At 65.1% G+C, this 24,104-nt stretch carries 19 protein-coding genes and 2 tRNA genes; 17 read left to right on the top strand and 4 right to left on the bottom strand.

Going from position 1 to position 24,104, the window contains the following annotated elements:
- Nucleotides 1–18 precede the first annotated feature (18 nt).
- Nucleotides 19–1,053 carry a cysteine synthase A gene (locus BI327_RS08195; RefSeq protein WP_076859501.1) on the bottom strand — a complete coding sequence of 345 codons (1,035 nt, stop codon included), beginning with the start codon at nucleotides 1,051–1,053 and terminating at the stop codon, nucleotides 19–21.
- A 604-nt stretch (nucleotides 1,054–1,657) separates the two neighbouring features.
- On the opposite strand from BI327_RS08195, the gene BI327_RS08200 reads away from it, so the two are divergent.
- From BI327_RS08200 to BI327_RS08225, 6 genes are all read left to right on the top strand, one after another.
- The gene (locus BI327_RS08200; RefSeq protein ID WP_076859502.1) at nucleotides 1,658–3,127 is read left to right on the top strand and encodes an efflux transporter outer membrane subunit; all 1,470 of its coding nucleotides are present in this window, start codon (nucleotides 1,658–1,660) and stop codon (nucleotides 3,125–3,127) included.
- Nucleotides 3,117–4,589: an efflux RND transporter periplasmic adaptor subunit gene (locus tag BI327_RS08205; RefSeq protein WP_076859504.1), complete on the top strand. Its 1,473-nt coding sequence runs from the start codon at nucleotides 3,117–3,119 to the stop codon at nucleotides 4,587–4,589. The genes BI327_RS08200 and BI327_RS08205 overlap by 11 nt, the downstream gene beginning before the upstream one ends.
- A 51-nt stretch (nucleotides 4,590–4,640) precedes the next feature.
- Entirely contained in the window at nucleotides 4,641–7,769 is a 3,129-nt protein-coding gene (locus BI327_RS08210) for an efflux RND transporter permease subunit (protein ID WP_076859506.1), read from the top strand.
- The gene (locus BI327_RS08215) at nucleotides 7,766–10,870 is read left to right on the top strand and encodes an efflux RND transporter permease subunit (protein WP_076859508.1); all 3,105 of its coding nucleotides are present in this window, start codon (nucleotides 7,766–7,768) and stop codon (nucleotides 10,868–10,870) included. The genes BI327_RS08210 and BI327_RS08215 overlap by 4 nt, the downstream gene beginning before the upstream one ends.
- A gap of 37 nt (nucleotides 10,871–10,907) precedes the next feature.
- Complete coding sequence (locus tag BI327_RS08220) at nucleotides 10,908–11,633, top strand: tRNA-uridine aminocarboxypropyltransferase (protein ID WP_076859510.1); 726 nt, start codon at nucleotides 10,908–10,910, stop codon at nucleotides 11,631–11,633.
- 55 nt (nucleotides 11,634–11,688) lie between these two features.
- Nucleotides 11,689–11,762 (top strand) — tRNA-Cys (locus BI327_RS08225).
- 43 nt (nucleotides 11,763–11,805) lie between these two features.
- Here the strand turns inward: BI327_RS08225 and BI327_RS08230 are convergent.
- Both BI327_RS08230 and BI327_RS08235 read right to left on the bottom strand, forming a co-directional pair.
- Nucleotides 11,806–11,988 carry a hypothetical protein gene (locus BI327_RS08230; protein ID WP_024584196.1) on the bottom strand — a complete coding sequence of 61 codons (183 nt, stop codon included), beginning with the start codon at nucleotides 11,986–11,988 and terminating at the stop codon, nucleotides 11,806–11,808.
- A gap of 396 nt (nucleotides 11,989–12,384) precedes the next feature.
- Nucleotides 12,385–13,056 (bottom strand): TetR family transcriptional regulator, encoded by a 672-nt coding sequence (locus BI327_RS08235; protein ID WP_076859512.1) that lies wholly within the window; start codon nucleotides 13,054–13,056, stop codon nucleotides 12,385–12,387.
- Nucleotides 13,057–13,147: 91 nt separating this feature from the next.
- On the opposite strand from BI327_RS08235, the gene BI327_RS08240 reads away from it, so the two are divergent.
- From BI327_RS08240 to BI327_RS08275, 8 genes are all read left to right on the top strand, one after another.
- Nucleotides 13,148–13,633, top strand: coding sequence for an anthrone oxygenase family protein (locus BI327_RS08240; RefSeq protein ID WP_076859514.1), 486 nt, complete (start codon nucleotides 13,148–13,150; stop codon nucleotides 13,631–13,633).
- A gap of 97 nt (nucleotides 13,634–13,730) precedes the next feature.
- The gene (locus tag BI327_RS08245; RefSeq protein ID WP_076859516.1) at nucleotides 13,731–14,099 is read left to right on the top strand and encodes a hypothetical protein; all 369 of its coding nucleotides are present in this window, start codon (nucleotides 13,731–13,733) and stop codon (nucleotides 14,097–14,099) included.
- A gap of 256 nt (nucleotides 14,100–14,355) precedes the next feature.
- Nucleotides 14,356–14,430 (top strand) — tRNA-Asn (locus BI327_RS08250).
- Nucleotides 14,431–14,566: 136 nt separating this feature from the next.
- Complete coding sequence (locus tag BI327_RS08255) at nucleotides 14,567–14,746, top strand: hypothetical protein (RefSeq protein WP_076859518.1); 180 nt, start codon at nucleotides 14,567–14,569, stop codon at nucleotides 14,744–14,746.
- 123 nt (nucleotides 14,747–14,869) lie between these two features.
- Entirely contained in the window at nucleotides 14,870–15,535 is a 666-nt protein-coding gene (locus BI327_RS08260; protein WP_076859520.1) for a protein-L-isoaspartate O-methyltransferase family protein, read from the top strand.
- Nucleotides 15,536–15,750: 215 nt separating this feature from the next.
- A complete protein-coding gene (locus BI327_RS08265) occupies nucleotides 15,751–17,133 on the top strand; it encodes a TolC family outer membrane protein (protein WP_076859522.1) in 1,383 nt (460 codons plus the stop codon).
- Nucleotides 17,134–17,485: 352 nt separating this feature from the next.
- Nucleotides 17,486–18,211 carry a PopZ family protein gene (locus tag BI327_RS08270; protein ID WP_076860678.1) on the top strand — a complete coding sequence of 242 codons (726 nt, stop codon included), beginning with the start codon at nucleotides 17,486–17,488 and terminating at the stop codon, nucleotides 18,209–18,211.
- Between the two features lie 168 nt (nucleotides 18,212–18,379).
- Nucleotides 18,380–21,247 (top strand): valine--tRNA ligase, encoded by a 2,868-nt coding sequence (locus tag BI327_RS08275; protein ID WP_076859523.1) that lies wholly within the window; start codon nucleotides 18,380–18,382, stop codon nucleotides 21,245–21,247.
- 30 nt (nucleotides 21,248–21,277) lie between these two features.
- Here the strand turns inward: BI327_RS08275 and BI327_RS08280 are convergent, their stop codons facing one another.
- Nucleotides 21,278–21,883 (bottom strand): DNA-3-methyladenine glycosylase, encoded by a 606-nt coding sequence (locus BI327_RS08280; RefSeq protein WP_076859525.1) that lies wholly within the window; start codon nucleotides 21,881–21,883, stop codon nucleotides 21,278–21,280.
- 132 nt (nucleotides 21,884–22,015) lie between these two features.
- Between BI327_RS08280 and lipA the strand changes: the two genes are divergently transcribed.
- The 3 genes from lipA (at nucleotide 22,016) to BI327_RS08295 (ending at nucleotide 24,073) form a co-directional block, all read left to right on the top strand.
- Nucleotides 22,016–22,975 (top strand): lipoyl synthase, encoded by a 960-nt coding sequence (gene lipA, locus BI327_RS08285; protein WP_076859528.1) that lies wholly within the window; start codon nucleotides 22,016–22,018, stop codon nucleotides 22,973–22,975.
- 160 nt (nucleotides 22,976–23,135) lie between these two features.
- Nucleotides 23,136–23,606 (top strand): DNA topology modulation protein, encoded by a 471-nt coding sequence (locus tag BI327_RS08290; protein WP_245334748.1) that lies wholly within the window; start codon nucleotides 23,136–23,138, stop codon nucleotides 23,604–23,606.
- A complete protein-coding gene (locus BI327_RS08295; protein ID WP_076859532.1) occupies nucleotides 23,606–24,073 on the top strand; it encodes a type II toxin-antitoxin system RatA family toxin in 468 nt (155 codons plus the stop codon). The genes BI327_RS08290 and BI327_RS08295 overlap by 1 nt, the downstream gene beginning before the upstream one ends.
- Nucleotides 24,074–24,104 lie beyond the last annotated feature (31 nt).

Raw genomic sequence — 24,104 nt, forward strand, 5'->3', positions numbered from 1 at the left:
CTGCTCACCATTCGCTCCCTAGACGAACGGCAGCTCGATCTTGCTGCGCTTTTCCAGCCATTCCGGCACAGGCAGGTTCTTCGAGCGCATGAAGGCCGGGTTGAACAGCTTGGACTGATAGCGGTTGCCGGAATCGGCGAGGATCGTGACGATGGTCTTGCCGGGGCCGAGCTGCTTCGCAAGCTGGATTGCGCCGGCGATGTTGACGCCGGTCGAGCCGCCGAGGCACAGGCCTTCGTGCTCCAGCAGCTCATAGATGATGGTCACGGCGTCCTCGTCGGAGATCAGGAACGCATCGTCGACATTCGCCGTCTCGATGACAGGTGTCTTGCGGCCGAGGCCGATGCCTTCCGTGATTGAGTCGCCGGGCGTCGATTTGACCTGGCCGTTCTTGAACAATTCGTACATGGCAAAGCCGTGCGGATCGGCGCAGGCGGTGACGATGTCCTTGTTCTTTTCCTTCAGATAGCGGCTGATGCCGGCGAGCGTGCCGCCGGTGCCGACCGAGCAGATGAAGCCATCCAGTTTGCCGTTGGTCTGCTGCCAGATCTCCGGTCCGGTCGAGTCGTAATGGGCCTTGGGATTGTCGAGGTTGTTCCACTGGTCGGCGAACAGCACGCCGCTCGCCTCGGTCTTGCGCAGCTGCTCGGCGAGCCGCCTGCCGAGATGCTGATAGTTGTTCGGATTGGAGAAGGGCAACGCCGGCGCCTCGACGAGCTCGGCGCCGCACAGCCGCAGCATGTCCTTCTTTTCCTGGCTTTGCGTCTCCGGGATGACGATCAGGGTACGATAGCCGCGCGCGCTGGCCACGACCGCAAGACCGATGCCGGTATTGCCCGCGGTCGATTCGACCACGAGGCCACCGGGCTTCAGATCGCCACGCTTCTCGGCCTCCAGGATCATCCCTTTGCCGGCGCGGTCCTTGACCGATTGGCCGGGGTTCATGAATTCGGCCTTGCCGAGAATGGTGCAGCCGGTCAGTTCGGATGCGCGCTTCAGCTTGATCAGCGGCGTGTTGCCGATCGCTTCAATGACGTCTTTGTTGAATACCATGTCGGGGAATTTCTTTGCCGGTCTGTGTCTTGCTTGCCGCGAACCTAGTGTGCTGATCGAAAAAGGGAAGGGCTTTTGCACTGCGGCAAATGGCAGGTTCGACACGCCTTGCCGCGCGAGCGCGGCTGTCGCGGACGCGGGGGAGAACGGTGTTTTGCGGCAGTCGGACCGCCTGGCAGAATCATCCTGCGATCCGCGGTCTTTCGTCAGTTGCGCACGGCAGATCAATTCAAGACCCGGCGGTGGCTGCATGGCACCGCGAGATCGGCGCATCTTGCGGATTCGATGCAACAGGAGCCGAGAAATCCCCATGAAATCTTTGTAAGAATCGTGACTTCCGGCACGGGTCTGAAACGCGCGGAAATGCAGTAAAAATAGGGAAAAGTCAGCGTTCAGGGTAGCCGCGAATCGCTTGCGATGCGATGTCGCGCAATCGTGACAGGGCTGTCCGCCCCAACGTCCCAAGGGTAGGATGGGACAGCCAGGTTCCATTGGAAGCATTACCCGTGAACGTCACCCAGAGCATCGCTGAACGCGTCATTAGTGCGCCGCGGGCGAAGTCTGGCTTCGGCGGAGAACGGGTGTGACCCAGTCCGCGTCCGCGATGTTGCCTGGAGGCCGGTTCGGCCTCGCCGTCCGCGCGCGCCGGCTCGCGGGCCGCGCGCTGGTCGCGCTCGGGCTGGTTGCGGGCTCGGCCGGCTGCATCCTGACCCAGGACATCCCCGATCCGGCGCTCGACGTGCCGCAGGGCTACAAGGCCGCGCGCCTTGGCCGGCCCGGCGACGCACTTCCGACGCTCGACTGGTGGCGGAGCTTTCGCTCCAGGGAGCTGACGCAGCTGATGGAGGAGGCGCAGACCGTCAATCTCGACATCGCGGCGGCCGTGGCGCGCTTCCGCCAGGCCGACGCGCTGGCGCGGCAGGCCGGCGCGGCGCTGCTGCCGACCGTCAATCTGAATGGATCGGAGACCTATTCGCGCACCTCCGGCTCCAGCGCCAGCGGCCTCACCAATGGCGGGCGCGAGGTGGTGAATTACAGCGCCTCGCTCAGCGCCAGCTACCAGCTCGATTTCTGGGGCCAGAACCGCGACGCCGCGCAGGCGGCGGAGGAGACCGCGGTCGCCAACCGGTTCGACCGCGAGGTGGTGGCGCTGACCACGCTGGCGAGCGTTGCCAACGCCTATTTCACGGTGCTTGCCACCCAGGACCGGCTGCGCACTGCGCAGCGCAACATCGCAAGCGCCGAGCGCATCCTCAACGCGATCAAGGACCGCTTCAAGGCTGGCACCGGCTCCGATCTCGACGTCGCGCAGCAGGAGAGCGTGCTCGCCAACCAGCGCGCGCTGGTGCCGCCGCTGCGCCAGACGCTCGACCAGAATATCAACGCGCTCGCGGTACTGGTATCGCGGCCGCCTGAGAGCGTGCGCGTCGCCGGCGGCTCGCTCAACTCAGTCGCGATCCCGCGCGTCACGCCGGGCCTGCCGTCCGAATTGCTCACCCAGCGTCCCGATATCCGCAGGCAGGAGGCGCAGCTTGCATCCGCCACCGCCAATGTCGGCAGCGCGCGGGCGCAGTTCTTCCCGAGCATCCAGCTGACCGGGACGGGCGGCTACCAGAGCCAGGCGCTGGTCTCGCTGTTCCAGCCGCATGCGGCGTTCTTCAACCTGGTCGGCGGCATGACCCAGCCGATCTTCGACGGCGGCCGGATCCTCGGCAATTTCGAGTACAACAAGGCCAAGCAGGACGAACTGCTGCAGACCTATCGCAAGACCGTCGTGCAGTCGTTCACCGACGTCGACAACGCGCTGGTCGCAATCCGCGAGACGACGCGGCGGCTGCAGCTGCAGCGCGACGTGCTGTCGTCGTCGCGGCGCGCCTTCGATCTGGCCGAGCAGCAGTTGAAGGCCGGCACCGCCGACATCGTAACTGTGCTAAACACGCAGCTGACCCTGTTCCAGGCGGAAGATGCCTATTCGCAGGCCCAATTGGCCCGGCTATTGGCGATCGTCAGCCTGTATCAGGCCTTGGGGGGCGGCTGGGAACCGAAGATGGAAAGACCGGTCGATGCTCTTTAAGCCCGACTCCAAGGAAAGCGGCGAGGACGACGAGAAAGGCACGGCGCCGCGCAAGCGGAGCCTGATCTCGCGCCTGCTTGGGCGCATGGTGTCGCTGCTCATCACGCTCGTGATCCTGGGCGGGCTCGGCTATCTCGGCTGGCTCGCGTTCCAGCCCAGGCAAAATGGCGGCGGCGGCCGCGGGGCGGGCGCGCGGCCCGATTTGCCGGTGCCGGTGCTTGCGGCCACGCCGCATGTGCAGGACGTGCCGGTCTATCTCGACGGCGTCGGCTCGGTGAAGGCGTTGAACACCGTGACGGTGCGCTCGCAGGTCGACGGCAAGCTGCTGAAGGTGAATTTCGTCGAGGGCCAGGACGTCAAGAAGGACGACGTGCTGGGCGAGATCGATCCTGCGATCTATCAGGCGCAATACGATCAGGCGGTGGCCACGAAGGCCAAAGACGAAGCGCTGCTGGCCAATCAGAAGATCGACCTCGCCCGCTATCAGCAGCTCGCCGCCACCAACGCGGGCTCCAAGCAGCAGGCCGACACGCAGCGTGCGCTGGTCGCGCAGCAGGAGGCCATCATCCAGGCCGATCAGGCCCAGATCGACAATGCGCGCACCACGCTCGGCTACACCAAGATCGTTGCGCCCATCGCGGGGCGCGCCGGCCTGCGCCAGGTCGACCAGGGCAACATCATCCACGCTTCGGATACCACCGGGCTTGTGATCCTGACCCAGCTGCAGCCGATCGCGGTGTGGTTCAGCCTGCCGCAGCAGCAGATCATGCGGGTCAACGCCGCGGCCGCCAAGGGCCAGCTTGCGGTCGACGTGTTCGGCAATGACGGCGTCTCCGTGATCGACACCGGCAAGCTGACCGGGATCGACAACCAGGTCGATCCGACCACCGGCACGCTGAAGCTGAAGGCAGAACTGCCGAATGCCAGCTACCAGCTCTGGCCTGGCCAGTTCGTCAATGTGCGCCTCAAGGTCGAGACCTTGCCGCAGGCCATCGTGGTGCCGACCTCGGCCGTGCAGCGCGGCCCAGCCGGCACGTTCAGCTATGTGATCGGCGAGGACAACGTCGTCACCGCCAAGCCGGTCACGGTCACGCAGCAGGACGAGCATGAGGCCGTCATCGCCAGCGGCCTGACCACGTCGGACCGTGTCGTGACCACGGGCTTTGCCAACCTCTCCGATGGCGCGAAGGTCGTGGTCGGCAAGGACGAGGGGCCGCCGGCGGCCGATCTCGCGCCGCGCAAGCGCAGCCGCAATCCCGACGGCAAGCGCGGCGGCGGTCAAGGCGAAGGGCAGGGCAAGGACCAGAACAAGGACGGCAAGAAGGACTGGCAGGGCAAGAGCGGCGAGCATCGCGGCCGGCACGAGCACAGCGAAGGCGATCAGAAGGGGCAGACCGGACCGGCGCCCGCGCCGGCGGCAGGGGGCGAACAGTCGGGCGGCGCACCGAAGGCGCAGCCATGACTGACATCCTGACTTCGTGATGTCCGACCTATCATCAGCGAGCACGCAGCCATGAGCGTCTCCGAACCGTTCATCCGCCGGCCGATCGCCACCTCGCTGCTCGGCATTGCGCTGATGATCGGCGGCGCGCTCGGCTACTGGGCGCTGCCGGTCTCCGCGCTGCCGCAGGTCGATTTTCCGACCGTGCAGGTGACGACGCAGTTGCCGGGCGCCAGCCCCGACGTGGTGGCCTCGCTGATCACGGCGCCGCTAGAGCGGCAGCTCGGCCAGATCCCGTCGCTGTCGTCGATGAACTCGACGAGCTCGTTCGGGGTCAGCCAGATCTCGCTGCAGTTCGACCTCAACCGCGACATCGACGGCGCCACCCAGGACGTCCAGGCCGCGATCAATGCCGCGGCCGGCATCCTGCCGAAGACGCTCCCGTACCCGCCGGTTTACGCCAAGGTGAACCCGGCGGACGCGCCGGTCATGACCCTGGCGCTGACCTCGGACACGATCTCGCTGCGCGCGATGAGCGATCTCGCCGATACCATCCTCGGCCAACGGCTGAGCCAGATTTCCGGCGTCGGCCGGGTCTCGATCCTGGGCGGCCTGAAGCCCGCGGTGCGCGTGCAGGCGGACCTCGCCCGGCTCGCGGCCTATGGCATCGCGATGGAGGACCTGCGCAACGCGATCGCCGGCGCCAACGTGTCGGGGCCGAAGGGATCGCTCGACGGCGCCCAGCAATCCTACACCATCGCCGCCAACGACCAGATCGCCGCGGCCGACGCCTACCGGCCGATCATCATCGCCTACCGCAACGGCTCGCCGGTGACGATCGGCGACGTCGCGCAGATCGTCGACGGGCTGGAGAACGACCGCACCGGCGGCTGGTACCAGGGCACGCCGGCCGTCATCATCGACATCCAGCGCCAGCCCGGCGCCAACGTCATCGACGTCGTGAAGCAGATCCGTGGCGAAATCCCGCGGCTGCAGCGCGCGGTGCCGGCCGGCGTCAAGCTCACCGTGGTTTCCGACCGCACCGTGACGATCCGCGCCTCGGTCCGCGATGTGCAGTTCACCCTGATCCTGAGCGTGGTGCTGGTGACGCTGGTGGTGCTGTTGTTCCTGCGCTCGCTGCGCGCAACCCTGATCGCCGGCGTCGCGCTGCCGCTGTCGCTGATCACGAGCTTCGGTGTCATGTATTTTGCGGGCTTCAGCCTCGACAATCTGTCGCTGATGGCGCTGACCATCGGAACCGGCTTCGTGGTCGACGACGCCATCGTCATGATCGAGAACATCGTCCGCCACATGGAAGACGGCGAGACGGTGATGGAGGCGTCACTGAAGGGTGCCAGCGAGATCGGCTTCACCGTGATCTCGCTGACGGTCTCGCTGATCGCGGTGTTCATTCCGCTGCTGTTCATGTCCGGCCTGGTCGGCCGCATGTTCCGCGAGTTCGCGCTGACCTTGACGATTGCGGTCGTGACGTCGGCGATCGTCTCGCTGACGCTGACGCCGATGATGTGCTCACGGCTGCTCAAGAACATCCATGAGGAGATGGCGGTTCCGGGCCTCGCCGCGGTCAGCCGCTTCATCGACCGAATGGTGGAGTTCTACCACCGCACGCTGCTCTGGGTGCTGCGGCGCCAGCGCGCGACGCTCTTGGTGACGTTCGCGACCATCGCGCTGACGCTGATCATGTATGTGCTGGCGCCGAAGGGCTTTCTGCCGTTGCAGGATACGTCTTCGATCACGGCGGTGACCGAGGCCGGCCCCGACGTCTCGCTCGCCGAGATGCAGCGGCGGCAAAGCGCGGTCTCCGATATCATTAAGGCCGACCCCGACGTGGTCGGCGTGGTCTCGGTGATCGGCTCGGGCTCGGTCAATCCGACCACCAATGTCGGCCGCCTGGTGATGACGCTGAAGCCGCTCGACCAGCGGCGCGACGGCGTCGTCAAGGTGATCGAGCGCCTCAAGCAGAAGATCGCGGCCGTGCCCGGCATGACCGTGTACTTCCAGCCGGTGCAGGACGTGCAGATCTCGACCCAGTCGAGCCGCTCGCAATACCAGTACACGCTGACCGCAACCGATGCCGCCGAGGTGTCGCAATGGGCGCAGAAGCTGGTCGCCGAGATGCGGCGCGACCCGATCTTCCGCGACGTCTCCTCGGAGGCGCAGGAGGGCGGCTTGCGCGCGGCGCTCGACATCAACCGCCAGCGCGCCGGCCAGCTCGGCGTCAGCCTGCAGGGCGTCACCGACACGCTGAACGACGCCTTCGCGCAGCGCCAGATCTCGACGATCTACGGCCAGGCCAACCAGTACCGCGTCGTGCTCGAGGCGCTGCCGATGTACCAGCGCGACCCGTCGATCCTCGACAAGCTCTATCTGCCCGGCGCCAACGGCGCGCAGGTGCCGCTGTCGGCGGTGGCGACGCTGGTCCGCACCACGGCGCCGCTCGCGATCTCGCATCAGGCGCAATTCCCGTCGGTCTCGCTGAGCTTCAATCTGGCGCCGGGCGAGGCGCTCGGCGACGCGGTCGAGGCGGTCAAGGCGATCGAGACGCGGATCGGGATGCCCGGCAGCATCGTCGGCATCTATTCCGGCGACGCCGCCGAGTTCGCGCGCTCGCTGGCCGGGCAGCCCTGGCTGATCCTGGCCGCGATCATCACGATCTATATCGTGCTCGGCGTGCTCTACGAGAGCTACATCCATCCGATCACTATCCTGTCGACGCTGCCCTCGGCCGGCGTCGGCGCCATTCTCGCGCTGATGCTGTGCGGGCAGGACCTGTCGGTGATCGGCCTGATCGGCATCATCCTGTTGATGGGCATCGTCAAGAAGAACGCCATCATGATGATCGACTTCGCGCTGGAGGCCGAGCGGCACCAGGGCATGTCGTCCTATGACGCCATCGTGCAGGCCTGCCTGCTGCGGTTCCGGCCAATCATGATGACGACGCTGGCGGCGCTGTTCGGCGCGCTGCCGCTCGCGATCGAAAGCGGCACCGGCGCCGAGCTGCGCTTCCCGCTCGGCATCTCGATCATCGGCGGCCTGCTGCTGAGCCAGCTGCTGACGCTCTATACCACCCCGGTGATCTATCTCGCGCTCGACCGCCTCAACCGCCGGATCGAGCGGGCCGTGCCGGAGCCAGGTCCCAGCGGCGCGCCGATCGCGGGCGCCACCGAGGGCATGCAGTGATCTCGATCTCGGAGCCCTTCATCCGCCGGCCGGTGGGCACCACCTTGCTGGCGATCGGGCTGTTCCTGGTCGGGATCGTCGCCTACGAGTTCCTGCCGGTGTCGTCGGTGCCGAATGTCGACTTCCCGACCATCCGGGTGTCGGCGTCGCGGCCGGGTGCCGATCCCTCCGTGATGGCCGCGACCGTCGCGGCACCTCTGGAGCGCAAGCTCGGCACCATTTCGGGCGTCGACCAGATCACCTCGACGAGCTCGCTCGGCGTCACCAGCATCCAGGTGCAGTTCTCGATCGGCCGCAACATCGACCGCGCGGCGCGCGACGTGCAGGCCGCGATCAACGCCTCGCTCGCCGACCTGCCGAGCGACCTGCCGTCGCTGCCCAAGTTCCGCAAGGCCAATCCGGCCGCGGCACCCGTATTCGTGCTGGCGCTGACCTCGAAGACGATCTCGACGAGCGCGATGTACGACGTCGCCGACACCGTGCTGGCGCAGCGCATCTCGCAGGTGCCTGGAGTCGGCGAAGTCACGGTCAGCGGCGCCGACCAGCCGGCGGTGCGCATCGCGCTCAATCCGGTGTCGCTGGCCAATGCCGGAATCGCGACCGACGACGTCCGGCTCGCGATCATCAACGCCAACCCGCTCGGTCCGGTCGGCATCTTCAACGGCGACCGGCTGAGCGAGACGCTTTCGATCAACAAGCAGATGCGCACCGCGGCCGAATTCCGCGACATCATCATCAAGAGCTCGAACGGCAATTTCGTTCGCCTCTCCGACGTCGCCGAGGTCGAGGATTCCGTCCGCAACTCGCGCTCGATCGCCTGGTTCAACAAGCAGCCGGCGGTGCTGATCCAGATCACCAAGCAGGGCGACGCCAACGTTATCGACACCGTCGACGGCGTTCGCAGGATGCTGCCGGAACTGAAGCAGTGGATCCCGGCCGGCGTCGAGATATCGACCCTGGTCGACCGCACCGGAACGATCCGGGCCAGCGTCGAGGACATGCAGTTCACGCTGCTGGTGACGGCCGTGCTGGTGATGGTCGTGGTGTTCGTGTTCCTGCGGCGGGTCGTTCCGACGATCGCCGCCGGCGTCTCGGTGCCGCTGGCGCTGGCCGGCACCTGCGCCGGGATGTGGCTCGCCGGCTTCTCGATCGACAATCTGTCGCTGATGGCGCTCGCGATCTCCGTCGGTTTCGTGGTCGACGACGCCATCGTGATGATCGAGAACATGTACCGCAATCTCGAGCAGGGCATGGCGCCATATCCGGCGGCGGTCGAGGGCGCCAAGCAGATCGGCTTCACGGTGCTGTCGATCTCGCTGTCGCTGATCGCGGCGTTCACGCCGCTGATCTTCATGGATGGGATCGTCGGCCGGCTGCTGCGCGAATTCTCGCTGACCCTGACCTTTGCCATCATCGTGTCGACCCTGGTGTCGGTGACGATCACGCCGATGATCTGCGCGCACTACATTAAGGAGGCGACCTCGGAGCACGCCACCTGGTACGACCGCGCCATCGAGGGCACGCTGTCGCGGGTGGTGGCATTCTATGCGTCGACCCTGCGGATCGTGCTCGGCTATCCCTTCCTGACGCTGATCGTGTTCTTCGCCACCGTTGCGCTGACCGTGACGCTCTACATCAAGACGCCGAAGGGCTATTTCCCGACCGACGACAGCGGGTTCGTGATCGGTTCGACACGGGCCTCGGCCGATATCTCGTTCCAGTCGATGCTCCAGTTGCAGCAGCGGCTCGCCGACATCGTGATGGCAGACCCCGCGGTCGCCGGCATCGGTTCCTCGGTCGGCTCCGGCGGCGGGCCGGGCGGCGCCACCTCGAACCGCGGCACCATGTTCATCAGCCTGAAGCCGCCGGAGGAGCGGGGAGGTCTGTCGACCGCGCAGGTCATCGACCGGTTGCGCCGCAATCTGTTCATGGTGCCCGGCATCCGCCTGTTCATGTTCGCCGCGCAGGACATCCGCACCGGCGGCCGGCAGAGCGATTCCGACTATCAGTACACGCTCGCCTCGACCGATCTCGATCTGTTGCAGAAGTGGGCGCCGCTCGTCGCCAAGCGGATGGAGACGGTGGAAGGTATCACCGACGTCTCCTCCGACCGTGATCCCGGCGGCCTGCAGCTCAACCTCGTGATCGACCGCAAGATCGCCTCCAGCCTGGGCGTCCGGGTCCAGGACATCGACAACGCGCTCAACAATGCGTTCTCGCAGCGGCAGATCTCTTACATCTACACCCAGCGCAATCAGTACGTCGTGGTGCTCGAGATCGACCCGAAATTCCAGAACGACCCGTCGAACCTCGAGCGCATCTATGTCGCAGGGGCCAATGACGTGCAGGTGCCGCTATCGGCGCTGGTGCACTACCAGCGCGGATTGTCGGCGCTTGCGGTCTACCACTCCGGCGGCTTCCCCTCGACCACGGTCTCGTTCAACCTGCTGCCGGACGTGCCGCTGGAGGTCGCGACCACCAACATCCAGCAGGCGGTCAACGAGCTGCATATGCCCGAAGGCATTCGCGGCAGCTTCGACGGCAATGCCGGCGACTTCAACAAGACCAGCGGGCGGCAGCCGCTGTTGATCCTCGGCGCGCTGGTCGCGATGTATATCGTGCTCGGCGTGCTCTATGAGAGCCTGGCGCATCCGATCACGATCATCTCGACGCTGCCGTCGGCCGGCCTCGGCGCCTTGCTGGCGTTGCAGGTGACCAACACGCCGCTGACGGTGATCGCCTTCGTCGGGATCATCCTCCTGATCGGCATCGTCAAGAAGAACGGCATCATGATGGTCGACTTCGCGCTCGAGGCCGAGCGGCATCAGGGGCTGTCGTCGCGGGATGCGATCTTTGAGGCCTGCCGGGCTCGGTTCCGCCCGATCCTGATGACGACGATGGCGGCGCTGTTCGCCGGCATACCGCTGGTCATCGCGACCGGCCCGGGCACCGAGCTGCGGCGGCCGCTCGGCATCACGATCATCGGCGGCCTGTTCGTGTCGCAGATCCTGACGCTCTACACCACGCCGGTGATCTACCTCCTGATCGACCGGTTGCGGCAGCGCCGCGAGCCGTCAGGCGTGCACGCGCCTGCGGAATAGTTTGAATTGCACGGTCGTGAGCGCGTATAGCGGAGCGATGTCCGAACCGACCGAAGTCAAAACCGACGTTGCCGCCGAGATCGAGGATTGCCAGCATTGCGGCAAGCCGCTGCCGCTCTGCATCTGCGACAGCGTCACGCCGATCGAAAGCCGCATCCAGCTTCTGATCCTGATCCATCCGCAGGAGCAGGACAGGGCGCTCGGCACCGCGCGGCTGTTGGGGCAGCATTTCGAGAATGCCGTGGTGCGGATCGGGCTGTCCTGGCCGAGCCTTGCCAAGGCGCTCGGCCGGCCGGTGCCCGATCCGTCGCGCTGGGCGGTGCTCTATCTCGGCTCGGCCAAGGTCGAAGACCTCGAGACCGATGCCGAGATCGTCGCGATCAACCGCAAGGGCGAGCTCGAGCCGCATCAGCGCGCGATTCTGTCCGACATCGAAGGCATCGTGCTGCTCGACGGCACCTGGAGCCAGGCCAAGGCGCTGTGGTGGCGCAATGCCTGGATGCTGAAGTGCCAGCGGGTGATTCTCGGGCCGAAACGGCCCTCGCTCTACGGCAAGCTGCGCCGGGAACCGCGGCGCGACGGCCTGTCCACCATCGAGGCGGCCGCGATCCTGTTGGCCGGGCTGCAGAAGCGGCCCGATATCGCCGCAGCATTAACGGATAGTTTCGAGCGGATGCTGGCGAGATTCCGCGAAGTCCAGGCCGAAATGCCGGAATTGGCGCCAAAACCCAAGAAACGGGACTACCGGAGGCGCCGGCGTTAGCTGTTGGGCTTGGTTGCCTATCTGAGAGAGGGCGTATATGAAATGCGCCGCAAGGGGCCACGTGGCGGAGTGGTTACGCAACGGTCTGCAAAACCGTGTACACCAGTTCAATTCTGGTCGTGGCCTCCACTCATCTCATCAATGGCTTGCAGCCAACAAATGAGAAGCCGCATTAGCTAGCGGCGTACCAACCTTCAGGAAACGGAATCAGCGGCCACGGCGCCTGGTTGTCATTGGCGGCGCGCGGCGGCGGCTGAATGCGAGGCGAGGGTTGAGCCACGAAATCCTCCTGAGCAATAGGCGCGATCGCCGTTCGGACGGCGTCCAGCAGCAGATCAAATTCGACTTCGCTCATCGCGCTCTCCGAGGTTCGAGAGCGCCATGGTCGCAAAACTGTCTTCGGTCCGGATTGAGCGATTCGTTCGAATTTTATGAAAAGAACGATGGCGCCCGCTTTGGTTAATAAATCTCTGATGACCCCTTTTGGGGAACCTAGGTCGGCATGGCCGCACCTCGTGTGAAGGACATCACATCCCGGGAAAAACTCTTGCCGGATGTCCCGGCGGTATTCATAGCCGCCAAATATCGCAGGAATTTTAGGGTGACGTGACAATGCGGACAAGCCAGCGGGAGTCTTGCGCATGGCGCGTCGCATCGGTCCTCGGCTCCTCCTGACATCGTCCGCCAGCGCGGAATCCACGCCGATGTCTATCGCCTCTGCGCGGGGAAATTCCCGACGCCGGCGCGATCGTCAGGTCAATCCGGCGAGGTCATGCAGCAGCATGGCCTTGAACTGCGTCAACGTCTGCCGCGCCTTCTTCGACGGCAGCGTGATGGCGTGACGCACGGCGGCGGCGATCAGCGTCATCGTCAGCGTCGAGTACGTTGCAAGGGTCGCGGCCGGCATGGTCGGCGCAACCCGCCTGACCGCGTCGGACAACAGGCCGGAGAGCGCAGCCATGTCCTCGGCATCGAGCTTTTGCAGGGCGCGGTCGGCCTGGGTCGCCTGCCAGATGTCGCGCATGACCGGCTCGCGCATGAACATCTCGTAGTAGCTGTCGACGATCCGGCACAGCGCCGGGTGCAGGTCGCGCGCGGTCGCAACAACGGCCAGGTCGCGCCTGACGCAATCGCGCCCGACGGCGTTGTGCCGTTCCGCCAGCGTGCCGATGATCGCGGCCTTGTCCGGGAAATACTGATAGAGCGAGCCGAATGCGACGCCGCTGCGCTCGACGATGTCGCTCATGCGGAAGGCTTCGCTGCCCTTTTCCGCCATGATCTCGGTCGCGGAGGCAAGGATGCGCTCGAAGCGCTCGCGGCTGCGCTGCTGGGTTGGGGCAAGCCGCGCCAGGCCGGGCAGGGGCGCGTCGGCCGCCGGCGCGGCCCTTGCCGCTGCCGCCGGCGCGGCCTTTCGTCTCGCCATCAGGCTCCTCCGTAATCGGGGTTGACGCTTCTAATACGAGAGTCTATCGCATTTTACAAATCCGAGTATCTCTCGCATTTGGAGTGGAGCGATGCGCAATATCCTGACCTCGGGCTTGCTGTGGTTTTCCGCGCTCGGCTGCGGCGTGATGGCCGGCGTCTATTTCGCGTTCTCGGCGTTCGTGATGACCTCGCTCGGCCGCATCGATCAGGCCGCCGGCATTTCGGCGATGAACGCAATCAGCGTCGACATCGTGCGCTCGCTGTTCATGCCGGTCTTCCTCGGCACCACGCTGTCCTGCGCCGTGCTGGCCGTGCTCGGCGGGCCCAGATGGCAGGAGCCGGGGGCGATTGCGATGATTTGCGGCGGTGCCCTCTATGTGGTCGGCATGTTCGTCGTCACCATGGTCTTCAACGTGCCGCTCAACGATCAGCTTGCGGCGGCCGACCCCGCGAGCACGGCGGCCGCGCCGCTCTGGGCACGCTATCTGACCGACTGGACCTTCTGGAACCACGTGCGGACCATCACATCGCTTGCGGCGACCGCGCTGCTCATCATGGCGATTGCTGCGCGCTAGCAGCGCGCTTCGCATTTTGTGCATGATTTTTACTCATGCAGCGCGATCGCTAAGGAGGTGACGCCGCACACCGATGTGCGGCCGAAGGAGGATTTCAATGAAGCATATTTTGACGGTATTGCTTGTGATGGGACTGGCGTTGATCACCGCGCCCGCGTCGGCGGCCGACAACCGCAACGTCTCCGTGGTCAACGAGACGGGATACGCGATCAAGTTTCTTGGCTTCAACGGGCCCGATGACGGCCTCGATGAATGGGAGAACGAGCTCGAGGGCACGCTGAAGAATCAGGACACTGCCTACGTCGAATTCGGTCCCGACGACGAAGGCTGCGTCTGGAACATCAAGGTCGATTGGGCCAACTATGACGAGTCGGTGCTGTGGAAGAACGTCAACCTCTGCAAGCTCAACGTTCTGAGGCTGCGCTACGACCCCGGCACCAAGACCACCTCGTTCATTGCGGAATAATGTTCGGGGCAGCGCGTGCCGAGGCAGAATCACGGGCGTGGCGCGTTCGCCGCGCCACCGCGTCTCCGGAGTGCTTCAAGCGCTGGCGGGCCGGGCAGGGTGGCCGTGCATGGGCTGCGTCCAAACGCCGGCAACCCCTTGGTCCGTAAAGCGTTCACCGTCTCCGCTAAAGTTTGGCCGGAAGTCCCATTTGGTTCTTTGCAAGCCCGAAAGGCTTTGTTATACGCTGCCCGCTCGCGAACAGATGTTCGCCTATTCCTCGGTAGCTCAGCGGTAGAGCATTCGACTGTTAATCGAATGGTCGCTGGTTCGAATCCAGCCCGGGGAGCCAGTTTTGCTGGCCCCATCGACACTCCCTCATCGCCAATCACAAGCCCGTGGCTCGCTGCGCGCAGGCCAAAAACGTCGTCAAATCGACTCAATAGCCGTCGACACTCTGTCTCGCCGGGTCTTGAGAGGTGATTTTGATGGCCATTAACCTGATCGACCTGTCGATGCCGCAGCCGACGCTCGTTCCCAACGATGCCCCCTGCATCAGTGACGATGAGTGTGTTCGCCTGCTCGCCAAGGCCGTCGAGGAGCACGATTCCGAGCATCTCGACGAGGTGGCCCGCCTGATCGGCCGGCTCGCCGTCACGATTGAATAGGCCGCGCCGCGGAGCGCAGTTTGCGCGCCAACGGCGTGTTGCGTTTTGGCGGAGCTTGTTCCAAAAGATGGCCCTGTTCTAGCTTCTCCAGCGGCAATGCCGCGACTTGCAGGGTCCCCGCCAATGACCGGTTTTTCGACCGCGCGCCAGTACATGGTCGATGGTCAGGTGCGTCCGAGCGACGTGACCGATGATCGCATTCTCGAAGCCATGCTGACCGTGCCGCGCGAGGTGTTCGTGCCGGCCGGCAAGCAGGCGCTGGCCTATCTGGACCTCGATCTCGATGTCGCCGAGGGCGGCGCGGCCAAGCGCTGCCTGATCACGCCGGCGCTGCTCGCCAGGATGCTGCAGGCCGCCGAAATCAAGGCCAGCGACCGTGTCCTGGTGGTCGGCTGTGCAACCGGTTACGCCGCCGCGGTCGTGGCGCGGTTTGCTTCGGAGGTCTGCGCAACCGAGAGCGATCCGACGTTGGCTGCCAAGGCGACCGCGACGTTCGCCCAGCTTGGCCTCCAGAATGTGACGGTCAGGACCGCAGCGGCTGCCGACGGCGATGCCGCGGGCGCACCGTTTGACGTCATCGTCCTCAATGGTGCGACCGAGATTGTTCCGACTGGGCTGTTGGCCCAGCTCAAGGAGGGGGGCCGGCTGGTCGGGGTGTTCGGCCTGACGCCGCCGCCGCGCGCCACCCTGGTGACGCACTCCCACGGGGATTTCGGGCATCGCGAGCTGTTCGACGCTTCGGCCCCGGTTTTGCCCGGATTAGAGCGGCTTCCCGCCTTCGTCTTCTGACCGCTGCCGTGGTCCACTGGCTGATAAAATCCCGTTCCGAATCAGAAGTGTGGCCCGTTTGCCCCACGTGAAGAGTTTCGACCGTGTTACGTTGCGGGGTAGTTCCGTTGCCGTTAGCTGCGGACTAAGGTGAGGCCGGACTCACTTCGTCTGAAGCGACCGCCGGAACTTACGTACGTGTGGAGACGGCGACTACAATGATTGGATTACCGGGGATGCGTGGGGTGAAGGTTAACACCGCGGCTGCGATTGCGGTCCTTCTGTTGGCTCAGTTGGGCCCTGTGCCCGCACTGGCCGAAACGATCGAATCCGCGCTGGTGCGCGCCTACCAGAACAATCCCCAGCTGAACGCACAGCGTGCGTTCGTGCGGGCGACTGACGAAAACGTTCCCCAGGCGCTCTCGGGTTACCGTCCGAAGGTCTCGCTGACCGCGAATGCCGGGGGGCAATACACCGATGAGCAATTGACGCCGGGCTCTGCGGCTGTGTCTGGCGTTAGCAGGCAGCGCAGCGTTGGCATCACCGCCAACCAGTCGCTGTACAACGCGCAGAACGGGCCGAAGGTGCGCGCGGCCGAAAGCCAGGTGTCGTCCGCACGCGAGGGGTTGCGTGCGCTCGAGCAGACTGTGCTTTTGAGCGCGGCCACGATTTACATGGACTACCTCCGCGACTCGGCGATCGTCGAAGTCCAGCGCAGCAATACGCGCGTGCTGGAACAGACGTTGAAGCAGACCCAGGACCGCTTCAACGTCGGCGAAGTGACGCGAACCGACGTCGCGCAATCCGAGGCGCAGCTCGCGGCGGGCAAAACCCAGCAGCTCACCGCGGAATCGAATCTGACGACGACCCGATCGAACTACCGCCGCATCATCGGCGTCGAGCCGCAGAATCCCGCGCCGGGCTCGCCGGTCGACCGGTTCCTGCCGGCGTCGCTCTCGGCTGCTGTCGAGCTCAGCCTGACCCAGAACCCGAACGTCACCTCGGCGATGTTCGGCGTCGACGTCAACTTCCTGCAGACCAAGGTTGCGGAAGGCGCGCTGCTGCCGACGGTCGGGCTGCAGGCATCGGTCAGCCAGGGCTACGAAACGCAGTTGACCGTGTACCGCCTGTTCAATGCCTCGGTAGGGGTTCAACTGTCGCTGCCGATCTATCAGGGCGGCACGGAATACTCGCTGATCCGCCAGTCCAAGGAATCGCTGGCGCAGCAGCGTCTCGTGCTGGATCAGACCAGGGATCAGGCGCGAGCCAATGTCGTCACCGCATGGGGCCAGCTGGTTGCCGGCAAATCACAGGTGGCGTCGGCGCAGGCCCAGGTGGCCGCGTCGGAGATCGCGCTGAACGGCGTGCGTGAAGAGGCGAAGGCCGGTCAGCGCACCACGCTTGACGTGCTCAACGCGCAGCAGGCGCTCGTCAACGCCCGCAACTCGCTGGTCACGGCACAGCATGATCGCGTCGTTGCCTCCTACAATGTGCTGAACTACATCGGCCGGCTGTCGCCGCAAGTGATGGGCCTTTCTACCAACGTCTACGATCCCGGCGTTCACTACCAGCAGGTTCGTGACAACTGGGCCGGCGTACGCACGCCCGACGGCCGCTGAACGCCGCCGTCACTTCCGAACACTTCACATCTTCGTCGCTTGTCGCGCCATGTTTGTGGTTCTGAGTTAATCAGGACCACAAGCAGGCGCGTTTGCTTGCAATCGATAATTGGCCTGACATACCGTTTTGTCGGGCAGCAAAGCGATTCGCGGCGCGCCGCAGTAGCGTGATGACAGGTGCGACGCCACCTATGATCACGCTGCATTGGGCGACACGAAGCTTGCACATAGCCTTGGGCGGGCTTGATCTGGGGACAAGTCGGGCGGGAGCCGTGAAAATCTCCGCCCGCATTATCGGAACCGGCGAATCCTCTCGGGCTTGATGTAAAATAGTTTCGATGTGGAGTCGGAGATGACGCAACCTGCGAAGGTCCAAGAGCCCTCGATGGAGGAGATCCTGGCGTCGATCCGTCGCATCATTGCCGACGACGAGGCGAAGCCGGCCGCGGCCGAGAAGCCTGCTCCAGCCGCTGCAGCGCCACCGCCGAAGGTCGAGCCGCCGCCAGCGGCTACCAAGCCCGCGATGAAGAGCCCGCCGCCCGCAGCGCCACCGGCTGCGAAGGCCGCCGCGCCCGCTCCAAAATCACCGCCGGCAGCACCGGCGGCCAGCAACAGTCAGGACGACATCGATTCGCTGCTGGCCAGCCTCGACGAGGCGACCCCCGCGGCCGAGATCAGGCCGTCGCCGCAGCCAGAAGCCGATGTGTTCGAGCTCACCGACGACATGGCGCTGCCGGAGCCGGCCCCCGCAGCGGCGGCCGCGCCGTCGTTCCGCAAGGTCGAGCCGCAGGACGATGTCGAGTTCACGGAGGCCCGGGGCCGGGAGCCGGTCCGGGAACCGCCGCCGATCGAGACCGCGCCGATGCAGCAGATCATCTCGGGAACCACGATGCGGGCGGTCGAGTCCGCCTTCAACTCGCTGGCCAACACCGTGCTGAGCAACAATGCTCGGACACTGGAGGATCTGGTCAAGGAGATGCTGCGGCCGATGCTGAAGTCTTGGCTGGACGACAACCTGCCGGGGCTGGTCGAGCGGATCGTCAAGGCCGAGATCGAGCGGGTATCCCGCGGGCGGTAGCTCCACCGGGCGTTAGCTCCGCCGCGGGCGTCGCTCCGTCCGCAAGGGCTGGCAACCCTCATTCAGCCCCCCAAATTGCCCTAAACGCCGTTTTGACGTGCCGGTCCGGTTGACTTGGTGCGCTCCGGCGGCTTTCTACCCTTTCCCCAAGGTCCACAGCGCATTGTCATGATCGAGAAAAACTATCAGCCCGCCGATATCGAGCTCCGGATGGCCCAGATCTGGGAGGAGAGCGGTGCGTTCAAGGCCGGCCGGCCCGAGCGCAAGGACGCCGCGCCTTTCACCATCGTGATCCCGCCGCCGAACGTGACCGGCTCGCTGCACATGGGCCACGCGCTCAACAACACGCTGCAGGACATCCTGTGCCGGTTCGAGCGGATGCGGGGCCGCGACGTGCTGTGGCAGCCCGGCACCGACCACGCCGGCATCGCCACCCAGATGGTGGTCGAGCGTCAGTTGATGGAACGGCAGGAGCCGGGGCGGCGCGACATGGGCCGTGCCAAGTTCCTCGAGCGGGTCTGGCAGTGGAAAGCCGAGAGCGGCGGTACCATCGTCAATCAGCTCAAGCGTCTCGGCGCGTCCTGCGACTGGTCGCGCGAGCGCTTCACCATGGACGAGGGCCTGTCGCGCGCCGTCGTCAAGGTGTTCGTCGAGCTGCATCGCGACGGGCTGATCTACAAGGACAAGCGGCTGGTCAACTGGGACCCCAAGCTGCTCACCGCGATCTCGGATCTCGAAGTCGTGCAGAAGGAGGTCAAGGGCCATCTCTGGTACCTGCGCTATCCGATCGAGGGCCGCACGTTCAGCCCTGAGGACCCGAAATCGTTCATCGTGGTCGCGACGACGCGTCCCGAGACGATGCTCGGCGACACCGCGGTCGCGGTGCATCCGGACGACGAGCGCTACGCCGATCTGGTCGGCCAGCACGTCATCCTGCCGCTGGTCGGCCGCAAAATTCCGATCGTCGCCGACGCCTATTCCGATCCGGAGAAGGGCTCGGGCGCGGTCAAGGTGACGCCGGCGCACGACTTCAACGACTTCGAGATCGGCAAGCGCCACGGCCTGCCGCAGATCAGCGTGCTCGATCAGGAGGGCTGTCTCAGCCTGGTCGGCAACGAGGACTATCTGCGCGGGCTGCCGATGGCCGCCGAAGAATTTGCCGCCGAGTTCGACAAGATCGAACGCTTCGCGGCGCGCAAGAAGATCGTGGCGCGGCTGGAGGAGTTCGGCTTCCTCGAGCGGATCGAGCCCAACACCCACATGGTGCCGCATGGCGACCGTTCCGACGTCGTGATCGAGCCGTACCTCACCGACCAGTGGTATGTCGACGCCCACACGCTGGCGCAGCCGGCAATGGCGGCGGTGCGCTCGGGCGAGACGACGTTCGTGCCGAAGAACTGGGAAAAGACCTATTTCGAATGGATGGAGAACATCCAGCCCTGGTGCATCTCGCGCCAGCTCTGGTGGGGCCATCAGATCCCGGCCTGGTACGGCCCCGACGGCAAGGTGTTTGTCGCCGAGACCGAGGAAGAGGCGGTCGGCAACGCGCTCGGCTATTACGTCGAGCAGGAAGTCATCACGCCGGAGCAGGGCCACGACATGGCCACTGATCCCGCCAAGCGCGAGGGCTTCATCACGCGCGACGAGGACGTGCTCGACACCTGGTTCTCGTCGGCGCTGTGGCCGTTCTCGACGCTGGGCTGGCCGGACGACGCACCGGAGGTCGCGCGCTACTACCCGACCAACACGCTGGTCACCGGCTTCGACATCATCTTCTTCTGGGTCGCCCGCATGATGATGATGGGCCTCCACTTCATGAAGCAGGCGCCGTTCTCGACCGTCTACATCCACCGTCTCGTCCGCGACGAGAAGGGTGCCAAGATGTCGAAGTCGAAGGGCAACGTCATCGACCCGCTCGGCGTGATCGACGAATACGGCGCCGACGCGCTGCGCTTCGCGCTGACCCGCGAGGCGGCGCAGGGCCATGACATCCGTCTGTCGCCGCATCTGGTCGAGACCAACCGCAATTTCGCGACCAAGTTCTGGAACGCCTGCCGCTTCGCCGAGATGAACGAATGCGTCAAGCCGGACGGTTTTGATCCGAAGGCCGCCAAGGAAACGCTGAACCGCTGGATTGCGCACGAGACCTCGCGCGTCACCCGCGAGGTGACCGAGACGATCGAGGATCATCGCTTCAACGATGCCGCCGGCGCGATCTACCGCTTCGTCTGGAACGTGTTCTGCGACTGGTATCTCGAGCTCGCCAAGCCGGTGCTGATGGGCGAGGAGGGCGCGGCCAAAACCGAGACCCGCGCCATGATCGCCTGGGCGCGCGACGAGATCCTCAAGCTGCTGCACCCGTTCATGCCCTTCATCACCGAGGAACTGTGGGCCGTGACGGCAAAGCGCGACGGTCTGTTGGTGCTGGCGTCCTGGCCGCGGAAGTCGGGCGTGACCGGCGAGCAGCTCGCGGCGATCGCGACCGCGGGGCCAATCGTTGATCCGATCATTCCGCCGGTGATTGCCGCGCTCGACGCCGACGAGTTCAGCGATCCGGCAGCCGAGGCCGAGATCGGCTGGGTGGTCGATCTCGTCACCGCGATGCGCTCGGTGAAGGCGGAGATGAACATTCCGCCGTCGACGCTGACGCCGCTCGTGATCGTGACCTCGTCCGACGAGACGCGCGACCGTGCACAGCGCTGGAACGACACCATCAAGCGCCTCGCGCGCCTGTCGGAGATCTCGTTCGCTGACGCCGCGCCGGAAGGCGCCATGCAGCTTCTGGTGCGTGGCGAAGTCGTCGCACTGCCGCTGAAGGGCGTGATCGATCTCGCCGCCGAACGGGCACGGCTAGAGAAGGAACTCGGCAAGGCTGACGCGGATATCAAGCGCGTCGACGCAAAACTCTCCAACGAGAAGTTCGTCGCCAACGCGCCGGAAGAGCTCGTCGAGGAAGAGAAGGAAAAGCGCGCGGCAGCTCAGGAGCGTCGCGCCAAGATCCTCGAGGCGATCGAACGGCTGAAGAAGGCGTCATAACAGACGCCTTCATGGTAGACGCTTTGGTGCTCAGAACCGCTTGCTGAGGAATTTCGATCCCTTCAGCCCGTAGCGCCAGGGCAGCTCGACCGCCTTGGTGATGCCGATGCGGATTCCGGTGACGATGTCGGGCGTCTCGGTGCGCGTGTGGAGCGCGATCGGCGGACGGTCGAGCGGCAATTCGCTGTGCGCGATCGTGATGCCCATCGCCTCGCAGAGCTTGCCGGGCCCCGAGCACAGCGCGCGCTCGTCTTCCAGCCCGCGCCGCCGGCGCATCGCGGCGAGCCCATGGGTCGGCTCGATCGCACGGATCAAGACGGCGCTGGCCGAACCGGCTTCCTCGCAGACGAAGTTGACGCACCAATGGATGCCGTAGGAGCGGTAGACATAGGAGAAGCCCGGCGGGCCGAACATCACCTGGTTGCGCGGGGTCGGTCCGTTGAAGGAGTGGGCCGCCGGTTCGGTGTGATGGTAGGCCTCGACCTCGGTGATGATGCCGCCGACGCCGCCGACCAGGAAGGTTGCGCCGATCAGGTCGGGCGCAACCTCATGCACGCTGCGATCGAAGAACGAGCGTTTCAGCGCCTTGCCGAGGCGCGGCGCGGTCGCACGGGTGGATCGGGGTTTTTGAACCATTTTGAGGTGGGAATCGGCATGGAACGGACCGCAACACTGCCAATATCCGGGCTGATCTGCTAGGGTCGCGGCGCGGGTTGCGAGCCGCACCAACACCGATTAGCTATGGTTTCTCGCGACTTGCAGGCACCTATGGTCACCATCGTCGACACCATCTCCACCACCCAGCTCCGCCCGCGCCACCCCGAAAAGGTGAACCGGCCCGATGCCGTGTCCCCGCCGAAGCCGGACTGGATCCGGGTTCGCGCGCCGAACACGCGCGGCTATGCGGACACCCGCCGGATCGTGAAGGAGAACGGCCTCGTCACGGTGTGCGAGGAGGCGGGCTGCCCCAACATCGGTGAGTGCTGGGACAAGAAGCACGCCACCTTCATGATCATGGGCGACACCTGCACGCGGGCCTGCGCGTTCTGCAACGTCAAGACCGGCATGCCCGGCGCGCTCGAGGCGAGCGAGCCGGAATACGTCGCGGAGGCCACCGCCAAGCTCGGGCTCAGCCACGTCGTGGTGACCTCGGTCGATCGCGACGATCTCGCCGACGGCGGCGCCGAGCATTTTGCCCAGACCATCCGCGCCATCCGCGCGCGCTGCCCGACCACCACGATCGAGATCCTGACGCCGGACTTTCTGCGCAAGGACGCCGCGCTCGAGCGCGTGGTCGCGGCCAAGCCCGACGTCTTCAACCACAATCTGGAAACCGTGCCGTCGCGCTATCTGACGGTGCGTCCCGGCGCACGCTATTTCCATTCGATCCGGCTGTTGCAGCGGATCAAGGAGATGGATCCGACCATCTTCACCAAGTCGGGCATCATGGTCGGCCTCGGCGAGGAGCGGCACGAGGTGCTACAGGTGATGGACGATCTGCGTTCGGCCGACGTCGACTTCCTGACCATCGGCCAGTATTTGCAGCCGACCCGCAAACATCACGCCGTGATGCGCTACGTGACCCCGGACGAATTCGCCGGCTACGAGCGCGTCGCCTATACCAAGGGTTTTCTGATGGTGTCGGCCAGTCCGCTGACACGCTCGTCGCATCATGCCGGCGAGGATTTTGCGAAACTGCAAGCGGCGCGCACGGCCCGCGGCCGCTAGATTTTTTTTGAACGGCGATAAGCCGGCGCCGCCGCGCGCCGTTGCTTGATCGGCCTCGACCGAACCTTGACCCGAATCTTGGACTGGACCAATGCAGCGCGTTCTGGTGATGGGATCGTCGGGATCCGGCAAGTCGACCTTTGCGCGGCGACTGTCCGTCATGACGGGCATCCCGACCGTTTCAATCGACGCGCTGTTCTGGAAGCCGGGCTGGGTCGAGTCCGATAAGGACGAATTCAACCGCCGCATGACCGCAGCCGCGCGAGAGCCGCGCTGGATCATGGATGGAAACTACACCAAGAGTGGTGCAGGTGAGCTGCGCCGCGAGCTGTCCGATACGATCATCTGGTTCGACCTGCCGCGATCGACCTGCATGCTCGGAATCCTGGGGCGCATTGCCGGCAGCTATGGCCAGGTCCGCCCGGAAATGGCGGAAGGCTGCCCGGAGAAGATCGATCTGGAATTCTTCCGCTATGTCTGGACCTACCGCCAGCAGCAGCGGCCGAAGCTGCTCGAATACTTTTCAGGATTGCGCCCGGATCAATCGCTGGTCTGCTTTACTGCGCGGGCCCAGGCGGACGCATATCTGAACAGCCTCGCACTCCAGCAAAACCGTGCGAGTATCCACTGATGCCTCGATTCTCCAGCAAGCGGCGGGTCCGCCACACCGCGGCTCAAATGTTCGATCTGGTCGCCGACGTCGAGCGCTATCCGGAATTCGTGCCGTTGTGCCAGGCGCTCAAGATACGACAGCGGACTCCCAAGGACGACGGCACCGAGGTCGTGGTCGCGGACATGACCGTCTCCTTCAAGCTGGTCAAGGAAACCTTCACCAGCAAGGTGACGCTCGACCGGCCCAACCTGAAGATCCTGGTCGAATATCTGCGCGGCCCGTTCAGCAATCTGGAGAACCGCTGGAGCTTTGAGCCGAAGTCGGAGACCGAATGCGATGTCGGCTTCTTCCTGAACTACGAATTCAAGAGCCGGATGCTGGCAATGCTGATGGGCTCGATGTTCGATGCCGCGTTTTCACGCTTCGCCGCGGCGTTCGAAAAGCGCGCGGACCAGGTCTACGGCAAGCCTCAGCTGTCGACCTGATGGTCATGGCCGGGCTTGTCCCGGCCATCCA

It is taken from the genome of Bradyrhizobium mercantei (assembly GCF_001982635.1).
Taxonomy (GTDB): Bacteria; Pseudomonadota; Alphaproteobacteria; order Rhizobiales; family Xanthobacteraceae; genus Bradyrhizobium; species Bradyrhizobium mercantei.

Excerpts from the sequence above, each read along its gene's own strand:
- BI327_RS08195 (WP_076859501.1), bottom strand. The coding sequence starts at position 1,053 with ATGGTATTCAACAAAGACGTCATTGAAGCGATCGGCAACACGCCGCTG.
- BI327_RS08200 (WP_076859502.1), top strand. The coding sequence starts at position 1,658 with ATGTTGCCTGGAGGCCGGTTCGGCCTCGCCGTCCGCGCGCGCCGGCTC.
- BI327_RS08205 (WP_076859504.1), top strand. The coding sequence starts at position 3,117 with ATGCTCTTTAAGCCCGACTCCAAGGAAAGCGGCGAGGACGACGAGAAA.
- BI327_RS08210 (WP_076859506.1), top strand. The coding sequence starts at position 4,641 with ATGAGCGTCTCCGAACCGTTCATCCGCCGGCCGATCGCCACCTCGCTG.
- BI327_RS08220 (WP_076859510.1), top strand. The coding sequence starts at position 10,908 with ATGTCCGAACCGACCGAAGTCAAAACCGACGTTGCCGCCGAGATCGAG.
- BI327_RS08230 (WP_024584196.1), bottom strand. The coding sequence starts at position 11,988 with ATGAGCGAAGTCGAATTTGATCTGCTGCTGGACGCCGTCCGAACGGCG.
- BI327_RS08235 (WP_076859512.1), bottom strand. The coding sequence starts at position 13,056 with ATGGCGAGACGAAAGGCCGCGCCGGCGGCAGCGGCAAGGGCCGCGCCG.
- BI327_RS08240 (WP_076859514.1), top strand. The coding sequence starts at position 13,148 with ATGCGCAATATCCTGACCTCGGGCTTGCTGTGGTTTTCCGCGCTCGGC.
- BI327_RS08245 (WP_076859516.1), top strand. The coding sequence starts at position 13,731 with ATGAAGCATATTTTGACGGTATTGCTTGTGATGGGACTGGCGTTGATC.
- BI327_RS08255 (WP_076859518.1), top strand. The coding sequence starts at position 14,567 with ATGGCCATTAACCTGATCGACCTGTCGATGCCGCAGCCGACGCTCGTT.
- BI327_RS08260 (WP_076859520.1), top strand. The coding sequence starts at position 14,870 with ATGACCGGTTTTTCGACCGCGCGCCAGTACATGGTCGATGGTCAGGTG.
- BI327_RS08265 (WP_076859522.1), top strand. The coding sequence starts at position 15,751 with ATGCGTGGGGTGAAGGTTAACACCGCGGCTGCGATTGCGGTCCTTCTG.
- BI327_RS08270 (WP_076860678.1), top strand. The coding sequence starts at position 17,486 with ATGACGCAACCTGCGAAGGTCCAAGAGCCCTCGATGGAGGAGATCCTG.
- BI327_RS08275 (WP_076859523.1), top strand. The coding sequence starts at position 18,380 with ATGATCGAGAAAAACTATCAGCCCGCCGATATCGAGCTCCGGATGGCC.
- BI327_RS08280 (WP_076859525.1), bottom strand. The coding sequence starts at position 21,883 with ATGGTTCAAAAACCCCGATCCACCCGTGCGACCGCGCCGCGCCTCGGC.
- lipA (WP_076859528.1), top strand. The coding sequence starts at position 22,016 with ATGGTCACCATCGTCGACACCATCTCCACCACCCAGCTCCGCCCGCGC.
- BI327_RS08290 (WP_245334748.1), top strand. The coding sequence starts at position 23,136 with ATGACGGGCATCCCGACCGTTTCAATCGACGCGCTGTTCTGGAAGCCG.
- BI327_RS08295 (WP_076859532.1), top strand. The coding sequence starts at position 23,606 with ATGCCTCGATTCTCCAGCAAGCGGCGGGTCCGCCACACCGCGGCTCAA.